Here is a 14,124-nt window from a genome sequence, read left to right on the forward strand (position 1 = left end):
GCAATCGTCTCAGGAATTTTTCCCTCTTTACCCTCTGCTATTGCTTCTTGTCTACGCCTTTCACTGATTTCACGGTATTTTGCATAAATTATTTCTTTATCTGAACCCGTTTTGCTCGCTTCTATCAGCGCTTGCCTCATATCGAGCACATCTTTATTAGTCAGATAATTATTCTCAACCACCACTTTCCCGGCTTGGGCAGCATTGGCGACTCCCGCGCTATTATCGCTAATTAAACCACCTGCAATCCCTGAAGCTAACGTTGCCCATGCACTTATATTTTGCTTTTCAGTTTCGCTAAGCTCTTCGGGGGTTTTGCCATACAGTGAATGCGATAAAATACCCACCGTTTCGCCGGTCATCGCACCCGTGGCTTGCACTAAGGCATTTTCGCCTTTTGCCAGTGCAAGACCCGCATTCACCAAACCGTGAGCAAGGGTGCGCTGAATATCATTTTCAACACTATTACCCTGGATTTGGTTTTTCACTTCATTAGCAAGATAAGGCGCTGAGCCATTAGCAATTGCAGTAACAATGTTATTACCCATCATGCCTTGCGTAAATGCCGTGGCGGCTTGAATAGCTCGGGTGTATTTACCGCCCGTGCCAAAGTCAGATTGGTTGGTATAATCCTGTAAGCGTTAATTTTGAACGTCACGGACTGTCCATCTGCCTTGTGATACCGCAGATTGGATGGTTGTTTAGCAGAAGTTTATTTATAAAATTCGTCTTCAAACAATTCATAATCATTTATATATAACTTTTTTAAAAATTCATCATTAGATATTAGGAACTGGTAACGTTTATTAATTTCACTAATCAGTTTAGATGATGTTTTTTCTAAATTTAAAGTTGGAATATTGAACTAACCCACTCATAGCCGTAGATAATATTGGAATACTCATATTCTCAACTTGTTTTTCTATATAGCCAAGAGTATATTTTTTATTTAAAGTTAACCAATATTATAAACAACGCAGTTTTAAACAATTATTACCGGATACTATGCCCACTCCCTATTTAACTCATATTAGGCGATTCAATAGAAGCTTTCGAATAAACTTATTAAAGCCAGCTTCGATTATTGATTTTTTTACGAACTCAGTTCACAAATACTTTAAAAACTTTCGTTGCAATTGCCTACTTTTAAGTGGGAATTAACACATTTAAAGCAGGCAAATACACAATGCAAATTACAATTTCAGAATATCTTACTTTAATCTTCGTACTTGAAGTCGATATTAATTTTCATTGTTTCCAAATCTAAAGTCACTTCACAGCCTTTCCAAATAGATAGACCATTAGTTAAATTATTTTCTATATAATACTTTCGTAACTCAACCAAATAGTGAAGCATATTTGTATTTGCAACACCACCAGCTGTAAGCCATTTCAATGAATTTTCATTATCAAGATAATCATATTCATATTCACATGTATTACCTTCAACGGATAAATTAGCCCTCATATTTATCTTTTTAGCATCATTAGGAGCTATATTATATAATAACGCACCTATATTATTATATATTTCCTGATCTGTTTTCATTTTTCACCTTTAGAATCATTAATAAACGTTCTTTCTATAGGGTGTTCATTCCCTATTTTGTATGTAACGTTAATACTGCTTGGTTTATCACTATATATACAGGCTCTATCTTAACATTTACCTCTTTATTCTCTTTTAACGATCTTGCCCATATATTCTCCATTTTTTTCCATTCACTACGATTTAAATTAGAATTCATTGGCACCATGTTTATTTTTTCACCAGGCCCTGAAAATCTTGTTGCGATTAAATGTCCACCATCATCCCCCGTATCACCACATTTCCCAACTTTACATTGCTGGTAACCATTTCTATCACTTTTATTTAATTCTAATGTAGCGGTAACGGATGTCACTCTACCTAAAGAATCTGTTTGATAAACTTTATTTCCATCAACAGTATAAACCATATTTTGCTTAGGCTTATTTAATTCTTTATTCCAATTTCCTTTACTACCAGAGGCTTGTTTTCCTGGTTCTATCTTATTCTGAGACTCTTTATTATCCTGCTCTGGTGTTGGCTTTTTATTATTCTCATTACCCCGAATCGCCGTCGTTCTAACTGTGATCCCTGAATCTTTAGAGGGCCCTGATATACCAATACTATCAAAACCTTCCTTACTTCCTAATGCAACTCTTGCCCCAAAAGTCGCTGAATTGAAAATACTTTGGGCACTTTGTTCATTTTCATTTTTTACAAAATTAACGAGTTCCCCTGTCATTGCGCCAGTGGCTTGTGCCATCGCATTTTCGCCTTTTGCCAGTGCAAGACCCGCATTCACCAAACCGTGAGCAAGGGTGCGCTGAATATCACTTTCAACGCTACTGCCTTGAATTTGGTTTTTTACTTCATTGGCAAGATAAGGCGCTGAGCCATTAGCAATCGCAGTAACAATATTGTTACCCATCATACCTTGTGTAAATGCAGTGATAGCTTGGATTGCACGGGTGTATTTACCGCCCGTACCAAAGTCAGATTGGTTGGTATAATTCTGTAATGCTTGCTGGAAGAGGTGATTTTGAATATCGCGTTCAGTAACATTCTCTTTAATTTCAGAAAGGGCTTGGTAGATATCGTCGTAAGCAGTGTCTGAAAGGCGATTGAGTGTTGACTCTTCTTTGGCAATATTGGTGCCACGAATAGTATCAACCGTGGTTGCCAAATCGATAATCTGCGCACCAATTTCACCCACTAACTGCTGTTTCTGTTGGCGGTTTTGCTCTTTCTCTTTATCGAAGATTTTAGTTAACGTACTGTGGGCGTTATCGGTGTCTTGACTTAATTGCGCGATATCTTGCTGTTGATTGTCAGTATCACGCACTGTCCATATTGATCAACAGATAATATTACATTAATTATTTCCCTACTTTTAAGATAAGGCTATTGCTTAATATAATTTATATTTAATCTCCATATTAATAGATATTATTTCTAAGTCTTAGATTGGTTTATATTTTCCCAAAAAAGTTTATCATTGGCTAAATTATTATTAACAAAAAATTAATTTAAATCTATTATATTATCCATCAAATAACAATCCACATTATAACTACTAGACGACTTTTCTACTTTTTTATTTGTGTAATAAAATAAAAATGTTACGCAATCATTATTGCCAGAGAACTCTGCATCTAAAATAATTTTTTTAACTTCTTCTAGGGGAGTAGAATAAAATATTTTCCCAATACGAGTATAAATTTCACCATCCCTTAATATACTATTTTTCTGATTCATTTATGAAAACGGATCGAACCGAGCTTTTTCATTTATAGCACATTCAACTACTACCTTTATTAGCCAATAAGATATTTAGGTTAGTTATCTGATTGGCTAAAGGGGAGTTTGGTCAGTAAAAATTCTAGTATTGGGTTAGGAAACTTTTTAAGATTGATAATCCTCATATTCCCATGCAAAATAACGAGATAGTTTTTCTGCTACTTCTAACCATGAATTGCCATCACATTTGGCAATATGGCTCTCAATAATTTTTTTTATCTCATTAATATTATATGCACGTGTAATAAGCGTGTGCCTGAATATACGAGGTTCCCATACATTCTTCGAAATCCATTCAGGAGAACAAACAAACAGATCAAAATTATCAGCACCATTGCTATCCTCTGAGCCTATGCTCAGTAATAAACTCAAAGAAAAACACTTGTCATCATCAGGATAATAACTATCTACATCATAAAAATCGTTAGATAATCCTTTTAATATTGCTTTCAAATCAATTCCTCATTGTATTATATCTAAATGTCCATTACCGACACGGTCCCTATCCCCTGTCGTTGGATTTATTTTAAACATCTCAAAATTTGCCTGAATACCAGTTGAAGCGTAAGTGCTCCTTTTTTTCTCGGCTGGGTACCTATAAATTCGAGTCCCATCGGCACTCATCAAGCCTGTTCCTATACCATAGTTAACCTTACCATTATCTCCATTAATTACAGCAGCTAATCTTGGATCTTGTTTAACTATATAATTAAGGTTTTGGCTATTTAATTCACCTTTTAATTTAGGATAGTTAACAGAATTATGTGCTTGATTAGTATCATTCCATTTACCTACTAATTCATTCTCTTTAGATAAATGATCTTTAAAATTAGAAGATTGATTTCCTTTTTGGCTTATTGTTACATTTTCTTTAATTTTATCATTAATAATTTGTTTTGAATTTCCGCCTTTATTATTTCCCTTACCACTCCCACCATTAATCATTCCGGGAAGTGCCATCGCTATCAAACCTGCTTCTTCTGGTTCAAGCCCCATAGCCTCAAATCGTTTAGCCCACTTATGTTCAACTGTAATCCCTGTTGCATCCATACTCAACATATACACCGCAGGTAGATAATCACGAAATTCATTAGGCAATGATTTGTCTGTTGCAAGATGTTTTATTGCTATATCAAAAGCATTCCATTGTTCAACTAGATAACCATACTGCTTTTGACACTGTTCTGGAGACTTAGAACAAACGACTTTGATTTCTTCCTGTTGGCGAATATTGGTATCTACCATATCACGAATAATTTTCTGGCATGCATCACCAACGCAATTCCTTGCTTGATGGGCAAAATTATCTAGCTGGTTGGTACTCAACCAATTATTCTCAACCACCACTTTCCCGGTTTGGGCGGCATTGGCGACTCCCGCACTATTATCACTAATTAAACCGCCTGCAATCCCTGAAGCTAACGTTGCCCATGCACTTATATTCTGCTTTTCAGTTTCAGTCAGTTCTTCGGGGGTTTTGCCATAAAGTGAATGCGATAAAATACCCACCGTTTCGCCTGTCATCGCACCCGTGGCTTGTGCCATCGCATTTTCACCTTTTGCCAGTGCAAGACCCGCATTCACTAAACCGTGAGCAAGCGTACGCTGAATATCATTTTCAACGCTATTGCCTTGGATTTGGTTTTTCACTTCATTGGCAAGATAAGGCGCTGAGCCATTAGCAATCGCGGTGACAATATTGCCACCCATAATGCCTTGCGTAAATGCCGTAACGGCTTGAATAGCTCGGTTGTATTTACCGCCCGTACCAAAGTTAGATTGGTTGGTATAGTCTTGTAAGCGTTGTTGGAAAAGGTAATTTTGAACATCACGCTCAGTAACGTTATCTTTAGTTTCTGAAAGGGTTTGGTAAATATCGTCGTAAGCGGTGTCTGAAAGGCGATTGAGTGTTGACTCTTCTTTGGCAATATTGGTGCCATGAATAGTATCAACTGTGGTTGCCAAATCGATAATCTGTGCACCAATTTCGCCCACTAGCTGCTGTTTCTGTTTGCGGTTTTGCTCTTTCTCTTTGTCGAAAATTTTATTTAACGTACTGTGGGCGTTATCAGTGTCTTGGCTTAATTGCGCAATATCTTGCTGTTGATTGTCAGTATCACGCACTGTCCATGTACCTTGTGATATCGCAGATTGAGTGGTGTTTTCAGCACTGTCACTATGGTTGCCCGCCATGGCTAACGCATGCCCCATATTCGCCAACATATTCCCTTCAACACCACCTGAAGTACTTACTCCCCCAGATTGATGTTCAACTTTATATTCTGTGTAGTTATGAATATCACTAAAGCCTAATGTGCCCGTATCTAACTGATTATTTTTTGTATCGGCTTTACTGCTGATCACGGCACCATCAAGTTGGGTATGTTTACCCACGCTAATATCAAACCCTTGATTGCCTGCAAATAAGCCCGTTTGTTCTTCCACTGAACGGTATTTGCTGTCCATTTTATCGCGACTAAACGAAATATTTGCCGAGCCTCCCGGTGTGCCCATTACATTGACACTACCACCCGCACTTTCACTCGATTGCTTCGATGTGTAATCATCAATCGCTTGCTGGCTTTCAAGATGTAAATCACCGCCCACCTTAGCAATAACTTTATCGCCTTGTGCTTGAGCGCCTTTTAAGGTCGTATCTTGACCACTTTGTAATGTGAGCGTTTGCCCCGCATTTAATGTGCTATTGGTGTAATAGGTGTGGTCGCCCTCTTCAAAGCCTTTCGCTCGGCTACCCACAATAAAGCCGATACCTCCTGTACCACAACCGTCTATTATTAGTAAGTGATTGAAAAAATTATGATTTTAGGCGAGAACTCACTATACCCTCACTCGCCAAGCCGGACAGTTGATTATCCGGTTGACTGAAGGGAGTGAGTAGACAGCGAAGAGAGATCCCTGTGTAAAACAGGGATTATTTACTCTTAAACTTACGTGAAAAGTTTTCTAAAATACTTTTCACTGGTAAAGAAGCATTTTGCTCAAGATGGTATATTTTATCATTAATCTTACCCAAATCATCTTCAGATAAACCGCGTATATCCATAGATCTTAATGAGTCGACACAACTGATAAATAAATCATAATTATCAGTATCAATGAGTGATAAAATGATATTTAGCTCATGACTATTTTTTAAATCCCCCAAACATTCGACCAATCTAGTTTTCCAAAATATAGATTTATGCGTTAACTCATTAAATAGGCATGCCCAGTCTGGCTCATTGAATTTACTTAAAATTTTAGCAGATTCAACAACAGCACAATCATACCAATAATCTCCAGGTTCATTATCATTACTAAAATCAGTAATACATAAATCAAATTCTTTATACATGTATATGCCTCAATCGATTGGATTAAAGCCAGGTGTCGGTTTTCCACCAACAGGATACCCAGCTGTAACTTGATTTCCTTTTTTAATCACATCAATTTCTACACCATTAATTATACCACGATGCAACGTTTCACCTGTTGAGCTTCTTTGTCCAATAGCGGAGGAGTTACCAATTTTATTGACAGAATCAATAATGCTTTTATCTGACCAATTCTCTGGAAAAAGTGTACTTGTCTTAATTTTTGATAAGTTCCCATCTGGAAACTGAGTAGTAAACTTCACAACTCTTGTACCGTCTGGATTCAATTTTATTGTTTCTACAGCATAATTTAAATTTTCATTACTCACTGAAGGCGAATGTCCCCCAATTAATTTATTTGAGTTTCCAACTCTTTGTCCCGTAAGTATCTTGGTTTCTATTTCTGGTGAGATTACTGTTATATTGGGTTGATTAATTATCGAATTAGTTTCTTTCTCTTTTTGCCCGCCACTTTGTACAGCATTATTAATCTTAAAAGAACCTGTACTGCTAGATATCCCTTTCCAACTTCCTGATGTAGTGGCTCGTCCATCAATCAATCCATTTTCATTCATCACAATCACAGCCGCTAAAATACCCGTTAGCTCTTTTAGGTTTTCTGTTTGCGATGAATGATTAGCGATCCTTTTTTCTAATGCAGGCTCGAGTTTAGATATTGAATCTCTAGCCATTTCTTGGCATTGCACATTACAATCAGACAACCCTTCCAATGTTTTCAAGCTATCTAAAGCGCTCTTCATATCATTGGTTGATATTCCCCATCCTTCAGCCTGTGTCTGAAGTTTATTATCTAGTTTATCAATATGTTGTTGTAACTTTTCTCTCTCTTCTGGTGTTTTTGCATTAGCGAATTCACCAACGAAAGTAATGATTTTTTCAGCATGCAAAAAGTTATTCTCAACCACCACTTTCCCTGCTTGGGCGGCATTGGCAACGCCTGCGCTATTATCGCTGATTAAACCGCCGGCAATCCCGGAAGCTAACGTTGCCCATGCACTTATATTCTGCTTTTCAGTCTCAGTCAGTTCTTCGGGGGTTTTGCCATACAGTGAATGCGATAAAATACCCACCGTTTCGCCAGTCATTGCACCCGCAGCTTGTGCGGCTGCATTTTCGCCTTTTGCCAGTGCAAGACCCTCATTCACCAAACCGTGAGCAAGGGTGCGCTGAATATCACTTTCAACACGGCTACCTTGAATTTGGTTTTTCACTTCATTGGCAAGATAAGGTGCTGAGCCATTAGCAATTGCAGTGACAATGTTGTTACCCATCATACCTTGCGTAAATGCCGTAACAGATTGAATTGCTCGGGTGTATTTACCGCCCGTGCCAAAATCGGATTGATTGGTGTGATCTTGTAAGCGTTGTTGGAAGAGATAATTTTGAACATCACGTTCAGTCACATTATCTTTCGTTTCTGAAAGGGCTTGGCAGATATCGTCGTAAGCGGTGTCTGAAAGGCGATTTAATGTTGACTCTTCTTTCGCTTGATGAGTGCCACGAATAGTATCAACTGTGGTTGCCAAATCGATAATCTGCGCACCAATTTCACCCACTAACTGCTGTTTCTGTTGGCGGTTTTGCTCTTTCTCTTTATCGAAGATTTTAGTTAACGTACTGTGGGCGTTATCGGTGTCTTGACTTAATTGCGCGATATCTTGCTGTTGATTGTCAGTATCACGCACTGTCCATGTACCTTGTGATATCGCAGATTGAGTGGTGTTTTCAGCGCTACCGCTATGGTTTTATACTCTCTGTGATGAATTTTTATATTTAAAATTCATTGAAAACTAACGAATATTAAATCGCATAACAATCCAAACGACTGTTCCAACACTGCTACCAATGAAGCCACCTAGTTTGATAGAATTCACCCAATCTAATTGATTTATGCTTTGATCTGTTAAAAACCATTCTCCTGATAAAGATAAAAAAGAAAAAAATAAACCATATATAAAAATCATAAAAAATAAGGAATATATTGAGAATTTCATTAATATGCACCTTTATCTAATTCTAAATAATGTTGATATTCATTGTTATCCTCTTTAATATCCTTATTTTTCATAATATATCGTCCTAATAGACTACCACTTAGCTCTAATTCAAATGAACCTACTGCTCCACTTACAATCCCTGGGAGAGGACTTAATTTAAAGCTTTCTGTCATAAAATTTGAATATTTGTACTTTTCTGTATATTGTAATGCATAACGACTTGCAGACATTCCAAAATGTTCTTTTATTAATTTTGCCTCCCAACGATTAACTAATACTGTTGTTAGACCATAACCCGATGTAGCCCCAAAAGTGGCTGAAACAACAGCAGCTTCTGAATTCCCTCCTGCTATTTCACTCCCTAAATAAGCACTACCTGCATTTAATTGAACATTTGAATGTAGATTTCGACCTGTTCCTGTCCAACCTGTAAAGCCGGCTAGTCCGAAGCTCAGATAATCAAATTTATCTCCAGTATTACCATTGTAAACCTGTACACCTGCATTTGCGCCCATACTCAATCCAGTTCCTATCAGTTTAGCCTCCGCTGAGGCAGCTGAATTAAATAATGCCCTGCCACCTAGATACAATCCAAATACATTCTCTGGTTCTCCAATAAAGGAGCCAAACCTATCCCAGTTATCAGAGTTCTTGTTAGCAAATTCAACATCCTGATTATTAATATACAATACAGCATTTCTGACTTCTTCATTATCCAAAGAACCGTAAAGCCATGTAGGTCTTTCTGCTGCCGAAATCCCTCCATTCAGCTTAAGCCTTTCATAACCAGCAGTGCATTCTAATGAGTTTCTTTGGCATGCCTTTCTAAATTTTTCTGAATTTTTTCCATGAATTTTGGCATATTTGTCAATGATAAGCTGACAATTCTCACCTGCTGCTCTACAGGTCGTCATTTCTTTATCAAACGCACGGGCCTCATCAAAACTCAAATAATTATTCTCAACCACAACCTTCCCGGCTTGGGCAGCATTGGCGACTCCCGCGCTATTATCGCTAATTAAACCACCTGCAATCCCTGAAGCTAACGTTGCCCATGCACTTATATTTTGCTTTTCAGTTTCGCTAAGCTCTTCGGGGGTTTTGCCATACAGTGAATGCGATAAAATACCCACCGTTTCGCCAGTCATTGCACCCGCAGTTTGTGCGGCTGCATTTTCACCTTTTGCTAGAGCAAGACTGGCATTGAGTAAACCGTGCGCTATTGTGCGCTGAATATCACTTTCAACGCTACTACCTTGAATTTGGTTTTTCACTTCATTGGCAAGATAAGGCGCTGAGCCATTAGCAATCGCGGTGACAATATTGCCACCCATAATGCCTTGCGTAAATGCCGTAACGGCTTGAATTCACTGGTCGGGCTGGAACCCATGACACCGCCACAGATACATAATCCGCGTTTACAGGCACTTGTGACTCAGATGGATTCATTATCCGATGAAGATCAGCAGGCGTTGATTGTGCTGATGGACAGTTTGCTTAAACGTTCGAAGATGACGCAGTTACTGACATCGTAGAAAGAATTTGCTATAGGAAAGACGATTTTATTTAGTGCAGCATTACCAGACGGCCATCCGGTAACGCTGCTAACCGTAGGCAACTAACAGGAGTAGTTACCATGGCTAACCGCGATTGTAATGCAGATTTAAAAATTTCAAAAGCCCGGCGCAACTATAAGGTGGGCTATAACCGTACCCGCCACGAAGACCGCAACACGGGTATGACCCGCTATTACAGCCAGCATCCCAGTTTGCACTTAAAGGGCAACTGACTGGAAGAGGCCGGATTTGCCACCGGGTAGGCGGTGAATATCACCGTTGAACGGGGGCAGTTGATTATCCGGCTCGTTCAGGATAACTGATATTGAAAATGAAGATCCCGGCACAAGGCCGGGATTTATTTAGATTATCGATGTGATTAGTTTTGCTTCTGGCAATATATCACAAGGAAATATGTATAATATCTGCGTAACAAAATCAGGTAACATACCGTATTTCAGACCATTTTTAGGCTTTGATATTAATTTGTACCCTTCACCAATCCTATAATCATAGCTAAAAATACCTTTTGAAGACATTTCGATAAATGACCGTAAATAGCGTGTACGTTGAGTTTCATCTGAAAATTGCGGTAGATTTTCTTCAATGATTTCTATTTCTGATAACACATTTAATGAATAAAAATAGTCATAAATAACTTCATAATTATCTATTGACTCCCTTATTTTCTCCGGAACCAGACAACATACACCTGTAGCAAAGTGAGCTATTGACCCATTTTCATAAGAAGAGAACCAATCTAGGTCATTAGATTCTAAAAACTCTTCATCCATATACATCATTATTCAGCACCAAACATGTTTGTACAATTGTCACAGCGGGGAACAACTTCGCCAGTTCTAGGACGAACCGCTGGTGTAAATTGTATATCTTTAACTTTTAAATTAGGATTTGACAGCATGAGCTCATTAGCAGCTCTAAATTCTGCGCAACGTCCCAGTGTATTACCTAGCATTTCCTGTATGTATAAAGCACTAGCCATGTTTTTACATGGCTCATCATATTTAATGTTTATATTTAAATATAATCTGCCGATTATAAATATGATATTAAAATAAAATCATTAATAATATTTAATAAAAAAAATCAAATTATCTTTTTCTCATTTCCATTAATTGGATAATAAAAATACTAATACCAAGAGTAATTCCACCGCCCACACTCATTCTTAATAACCTCTTTACCTCATAATCTTTAAATAATATTGAAATAGGAGTATTAAAATAAAAACAATCAAAAATAAATAGAAAAAAATCAAAAATGATCCCTATTAAGAATAAGCCTAACATACCTATTATTGAGTATAGTACAATAGCAAAAATAAAAAGTGGTATTTTTTTTATTTTTCTCATTTTTCTTCTCTTTTATCTATTAACTCTTGCAATTTAGATGCCCAAAATTCCTCTGAAAAACCACCACCAATATTACCGGCATTAGAAGAAACTTTACTTTCTGATACTTCCTTCATAATATAAGAATCTCTTTTTACTCCTTGCTCTGAACATTCTTTTAATCAATGAGAAATAGACAGTAATTTTAATTATTATCAAATAGATGGTAAGTACCTCTCAGCATAGCTAAGTATTCTCAGTACGCAATAAAGATCCTATCCTAAAATAGGATCTTTATTGTCATTTAAATGATAATAAGTTCTCCGTGTTGATCAAAAGGGGGAGCGACCGGATAATGTCGTGTATAAACATTGATAACATGTTGTAAATAACTATTCAGATCCCAATTCGTTTTCTCTACACATTCATCATTTTCATTATAATTAAATATAAGGTCTGGATTATCTGAATCTGTTAGTAAAAACAGATACTGAGTATAAATTTCCAATGAAATAAAGAATGGTTTTTATTTTAATAAATCATGCCATTGGAGCGATGCCAGTTCTTCTTTCCCACCAAATTGAAATAAAATATCACCTCTTATGGTCTCTTGATTTTGATAAAACACGAGTGGATCATCACCAAAAAAACCACCACTATAACGGCCCATGCATTTTAAAAAATCATAAAGTTGCCCTACAATTCTAATATAATAAAGACGTTCCACATTGGATATATCTTCATCAGAATACCCTCTTATATAACTAACATCGGTAGGTAATTCTGGATAAACCGAATGTAAATATTCGACTAATTTTATACTCATAGTATTAGTAATTTACGTTAAAAAATCTAAAATAGGTTAAAGTTTAAAATTTTATTTAAAAAAATTTATTTTAGTTTATTTTCTTTTATGTATAGAATCCCAACACCCAATCCCATAATAGTACCTCCACCAATACTTACTTTTAATGCTTTTTTTATTTCATTAAATTTAAATGATATTGAAATATCTGAATAAAAATAAAAAAACACCTCCACTAAAAAATAAAAAATCATTACACTTACAAATGAAACAAATATAAACATAATCATTAACATTATAATAAAAAAATTATTTTCACTCTTTTTTCTCCTCTTCAGCTTTTTTTTGTATATACAAACCACCCAACTCAGATATAGCACTACTACTCAAGTTTCCTGCTCCAGAAGGAATTTTACTTTCTGATACTTCCTTCATAATATAAGTGTTTCCCTTAACTTCTGACTCTGAATATTTCCTCAATACTTCATTAAATTCTGAATTAATGGTGTAAAATTATTATTTTTTATTTTCCTTTATATATAGAATTCCAAAGCCAATCCCTGCGGGTATACCTCCACCTATGCTCATTCTTAACGCTCGTTTAAATTCAATCAAACTAAATAAAATAGGTCTTTCCGCATAAAAATAAAAGAATAAATCTATGCTAATATAAGTAACCATTGCAACAATCAATAATAATAAAGTAAATAAAATAATTAATACCATAATAAGTACAATAATATAAAATATTCTTTTCATTGTTATTCTTCCGTTTTATTAATTATGTCTTGCATATAACTTGCACTAACTTCCGCAGCCCCACTACCACCAATATTACCTGCTCCAGAAGGAATTTTACTTTCTGATACTTCCTTCATAATATAAGAATTTCCCTTAACCTCTGACTCTAAACTTTTTCTCAATCCTTCATTAAATCCGGGATTATTACCTTTTGTTATTATTTTACCAATCCAATTAGTGACAGGTTTTACCATAAAGTTACCTAATCCATACCCCATTAATGCTCCACCTCCTGTCGTGATTGCTCCCATTACTGCACTCTCATCATTAATGGTATTTGTCAATGCTCCACCTGCTGCATTAAAGAAAACCGTACTTTTCCACCCTTCGCCCATTGTCATTACATTTACCCAACCTGCAATTATTGCATTCACTGGGTTCACTTTTTTTGAATCGATATATTGTACGCTTGAATTTGCACCTGCACCTATAAACCACATCACTCGAGCACTTGTTGAAAGCAAAGAAACGCTTCCCGTACTACCTGTAGCTAAAGCATAGATATAAGCTTGTTGTAGCGCTTTGCCTCTCTGGCATGATTCAGAATTAGGGTTTTCGGCACATGACATCCTATCTTTACCATATTCCTGAGCCAATTGTGTATGTGTTAGCTCATTTCCACCCAATAAGTTATTCTCAACCACCACTTTCCCGGCTTGGGCGGCATTGGCAACGCCTGCACTATTATCGCTGATTAAACCGCCGGCAATGCCGGAAGCTAATGTTGCCCATGCGCTTATATTTTGCTTTTCAGTCTCAGTCAGCTCTTCTGGCGTTTTGCCATAAAGTGAATGCGATAAAATACCCACCGTTTCCCCTGTCATTGCGCCAGTGGCTTGTGCCATCGCATTTTCGCCTTTTGCCAGTGCAAGACCCGCATTCACCAAACCGTG

The 14,124-nt window shown here is 36.8% G+C and carries 15 protein-coding genes; 1 reads left to right on the top strand and 14 read right to left on the bottom strand.

Annotation, left to right across the window (positions count from 1 at the left end):
- The 9 genes from B6258_RS01115 to B6258_RS01160 all read right to left on the bottom strand — a co-directional run.
- A partial coding sequence (locus tag B6258_RS01115) for a VENN motif pre-toxin domain-containing protein (protein ID WP_164996120.1) occupies positions 1-551 on the bottom strand: 551 nt, incomplete at its 3' end.
- 665 nt (positions 552-1,216) lie between these two features.
- Complete coding sequence (locus B6258_RS01120) at positions 1,217-1,549, bottom strand: hypothetical protein (RefSeq protein WP_099073738.1); 333 nt, start codon at positions 1,547-1,549, stop codon at positions 1,217-1,219.
- Between the two features lie 52 nt (positions 1,550-1,601).
- A complete protein-coding gene (locus tag B6258_RS18215) occupies positions 1,602-2,870 on the bottom strand; it encodes a DNA/RNA non-specific endonuclease (RefSeq protein WP_099073739.1) in 1,269 nt (422 codons plus the stop codon).
- Between the two features lie 179 nt (positions 2,871-3,049).
- The gene (locus tag B6258_RS01130) at positions 3,050-3,283 is read right to left on the bottom strand and encodes a hypothetical protein (RefSeq protein WP_099073740.1); all 234 of its coding nucleotides are present in this window, start codon (positions 3,281-3,283) and stop codon (positions 3,050-3,052) included.
- Positions 3,284-3,430: 147 nt separating this feature from the next.
- Positions 3,431-3,778, bottom strand: a complete 348-nt coding sequence (locus tag B6258_RS01135; RefSeq protein ID WP_099073741.1) for an immunity 8 family protein — start codon at positions 3,776-3,778, stop codon at positions 3,431-3,433.
- A 9-nt stretch (positions 3,779-3,787) separates the two neighbouring features.
- Positions 3,788-6,082, bottom strand: a complete 2,295-nt coding sequence (locus B6258_RS01140; RefSeq protein ID WP_099073742.1) for a hemagglutinin repeat-containing protein — start codon at positions 6,080-6,082, stop codon at positions 3,788-3,790.
- Between the two features lie 175 nt (positions 6,083-6,257).
- Positions 6,258-6,680 carry a hypothetical protein gene (locus B6258_RS01145; RefSeq protein ID WP_099073743.1) on the bottom strand — a complete coding sequence of 141 codons (423 nt, stop codon included), beginning with the start codon at positions 6,678-6,680 and terminating at the stop codon, positions 6,258-6,260.
- A gap of 9 nt (positions 6,681-6,689) precedes the next feature.
- Positions 6,690-8,405, bottom strand: coding sequence for a VENN motif pre-toxin domain-containing protein (locus B6258_RS01150; protein ID WP_099073744.1), 1,716 nt, complete (start codon positions 8,403-8,405; stop codon positions 6,690-6,692).
- Between the two features lie 308 nt (positions 8,406-8,713).
- Positions 8,714-10,051, bottom strand: coding sequence for a VENN motif pre-toxin domain-containing protein (locus tag B6258_RS01160; RefSeq protein WP_099073746.1), 1,338 nt, complete (start codon positions 10,049-10,051; stop codon positions 8,714-8,716).
- A gap of 302 nt (positions 10,052-10,353) precedes the next feature.
- Here B6258_RS01160 and B6258_RS01170 point away from each other — a divergent pair, with 302 nt between their 5' ends.
- Positions 10,354-10,506 (top strand): type I toxin-antitoxin system SymE family toxin, encoded by a 153-nt coding sequence (locus B6258_RS01170; protein ID WP_231039859.1) that lies wholly within the window; start codon positions 10,354-10,356, stop codon positions 10,504-10,506.
- 129 nt (positions 10,507-10,635) lie between these two features.
- Here B6258_RS01170 and B6258_RS01175 read toward each other — a convergent pair whose 3' ends face one another.
- The 5 genes from B6258_RS01175 to B6258_RS01200 all read right to left on the bottom strand — a co-directional run.
- A complete protein-coding gene (locus B6258_RS01175; protein ID WP_240531502.1) occupies positions 10,636-11,076 on the bottom strand; it encodes a hypothetical protein in 441 nt (146 codons plus the stop codon).
- Between the two features lie 309 nt (positions 11,077-11,385).
- On the bottom strand, positions 11,386-11,646 hold the full coding sequence (locus B6258_RS01180) for a hypothetical protein (protein WP_099073747.1): 261 nt from the start codon (positions 11,644-11,646) through the stop codon (positions 11,386-11,388).
- Between the two features lie 505 nt (positions 11,647-12,151).
- Positions 12,152-12,451, bottom strand: coding sequence for a hypothetical protein (locus B6258_RS18220; protein WP_231039861.1), 300 nt, complete (start codon positions 12,449-12,451; stop codon positions 12,152-12,154).
- Positions 12,452-12,946: 495 nt separating this feature from the next.
- Complete coding sequence (locus tag B6258_RS01195) at positions 12,947-13,189, bottom strand: hypothetical protein (protein WP_099073748.1); 243 nt, start codon at positions 13,187-13,189, stop codon at positions 12,947-12,949.
- A gap of 2 nt (positions 13,190-13,191) precedes the next feature.
- Positions 13,192-14,124: VENN motif pre-toxin domain-containing protein (locus tag B6258_RS01200; RefSeq protein WP_164996121.1), on the bottom strand; the 933-nt coding region annotated here is incomplete at its 5' end.

Origin of the sequence: Proteus alimentorum (assembly GCF_002607735.1) — a bacterium.
Lineage (GTDB): Bacteria > Pseudomonadota > Gammaproteobacteria > Enterobacterales > Enterobacteriaceae > Proteus > Proteus alimentorum.

What these genes read in the sequence shown, in the direction of transcription:
- B6258_RS18220 (WP_231039861.1), bottom strand. Translation starts at nt 12,451, where the DNA reads ATGAGTATAAAATTAGTCGAATATTTACATTCGGTTTATCCAGAATTA.
- B6258_RS01175 (WP_240531502.1), bottom strand. Translation starts at nt 11,076, where the DNA reads ATGATGTATATGGATGAAGAGTTTTTAGAATCTAATGACCTAGATTGG.
- B6258_RS01180 (WP_099073747.1), bottom strand. Translation starts at nt 11,646, where the DNA reads ATGAGAAAAATAAAAAAAATACCACTTTTTATTTTTGCTATTGTACTA.
- B6258_RS01130 (WP_099073740.1), bottom strand. Translation starts at nt 3,283, where the DNA reads ATGAATCAGAAAAATAGTATATTAAGGGATGGTGAAATTTATACTCGT.
- B6258_RS01195 (WP_099073748.1), bottom strand. Translation starts at nt 13,189, where the DNA reads ATGAAAAGAATATTTTATATTATTGTACTTATTATGGTATTAATTATT.
- B6258_RS01160 (WP_099073746.1), bottom strand. Translation starts at nt 10,051, where the DNA reads ATGGGTGGCAATATTGTCACCGCGATTGCTAATGGCTCAGCGCCTTAT.
- B6258_RS01120 (WP_099073738.1), bottom strand. Translation starts at nt 1,549, where the DNA reads ATGAAAACAGATCAGGAAATATATAATAATATAGGTGCGTTATTATAT.
- B6258_RS01145 (WP_099073743.1), bottom strand. Translation starts at nt 6,680, where the DNA reads ATGTATAAAGAATTTGATTTATGTATTACTGATTTTAGTAATGATAAT.
- B6258_RS01170 (WP_231039859.1), top strand. Translation starts at nt 10,354, where the DNA reads ATGGCTAACCGCGATTGTAATGCAGATTTAAAAATTTCAAAAGCCCGG.